Annotated in this window: 1 protein-coding gene; it reads left to right on the forward strand. The window is 32.8% G+C overall.

The genetic code is table 11. The features are described 5' to 3' along the window. Window positions 1–205: 205 nt before the first annotated feature. The coding region (locus ASV53_RS24095) for a hypothetical protein (RefSeq protein WP_205049237.1) at window positions 206–1,199 on the forward strand (994 nt) is incomplete at its 3' end.

The following is a 1,199-nucleotide window of genomic DNA, read 5'->3' on the forward strand; positions in this document are numbered from 1 at the left end:
AATAAATAACGTCTCATCTGAAATTCGTGTCCTTGAAAGTGAGAAAAAATACGGATTTAAATGCAATTTTAGTAGTGGTCTGAACATTATAAAAGGTCAAAACTCGACAGGTAAATCGAGCATATTGTCTTGTATTTATTACAATTTAGGGATGGAACAGTTACTAGGGATGAGCACTAGTAAAACTAGTCTATTGGATAAATGTTTGACAAGCGAATTTGTTTATAAAGGTACGACTTTTAGTGTTTCGCAATCAATAATAAGACTTGAGATCCAAAATAGTAGCGGTGATATAGCCTTGATAGAAAGACCTGCGGTATCGCCAATTGAAGATGATAAGAATACAATCATGATTCACCAAAAAGGAGATTTTAGAAAGTATTATATTCACTCTGCAAAAGATCATAGCCATAAGTATGGCTTTTATACTTGGCTACAGAACTTTATTGGTATTGAACTACCTAGGGATCCTGAAACTAATAAAAACACATTATACTTACAGAATATATTTTCTAGTTGCTTCATTGAACAGACTAAAGGCTGGTCAGATTTTATGTCTCAAATGCCTTCATTCAATATCAAAGACGCAAAACGAAAACTTGTTGAATACTTGCTATCTTTAAAATGCTTAGAAAATGACATAGAGAAAGATAGATTATCCAATGAAAGATCTACACTTGTGGAGAATTGGAATCAAGCTGTTAAAGATTTCGACAGGGTTGATTATTCGCTCTCCTATGCAGTTAATGGACTTGGGAAAAAGTTTGAGAAATCAAAGATTGATTCACTGATAAACCTTCAACTAAAGATTAAAATGGAATCCAGTTGGGTAGATGTAAAAACAGCACACAAAGAAAAAACCAAAGAACTAACAAAACTAAGAAAACAAAACAGAAATATAGAAAAGCGTAAAGATCTCAGCGAACTTAGTGAAAAAAGGAAGGAATTGAAGATTAAGCTTCTCAAGTTTAATCGAGTCAAATCTTCCTTAGACCGCTCATACACGACAGAAAAATACAAAGTAAAAAGCTACACTAATCATCTAAAAAAACTTAATGAAGAACGCTCAAACATTGTTGGCTCTAGGAAAGTTGATGAGTTGATAAGTGAACTTTCATCATCCGATAACTGTCCACTATGTGATAATACAATTAGTGTTATTTCCCCAAATAAAGTAGTTAGTCAGAATGACTATGAGA

This window comes from Photobacterium sanguinicancri, assembly GCF_002265265.1.
Classification (GTDB): domain Bacteria; phylum Pseudomonadota; class Gammaproteobacteria; order Enterobacterales; family Vibrionaceae; genus Photobacterium; species Photobacterium sanguinicancri.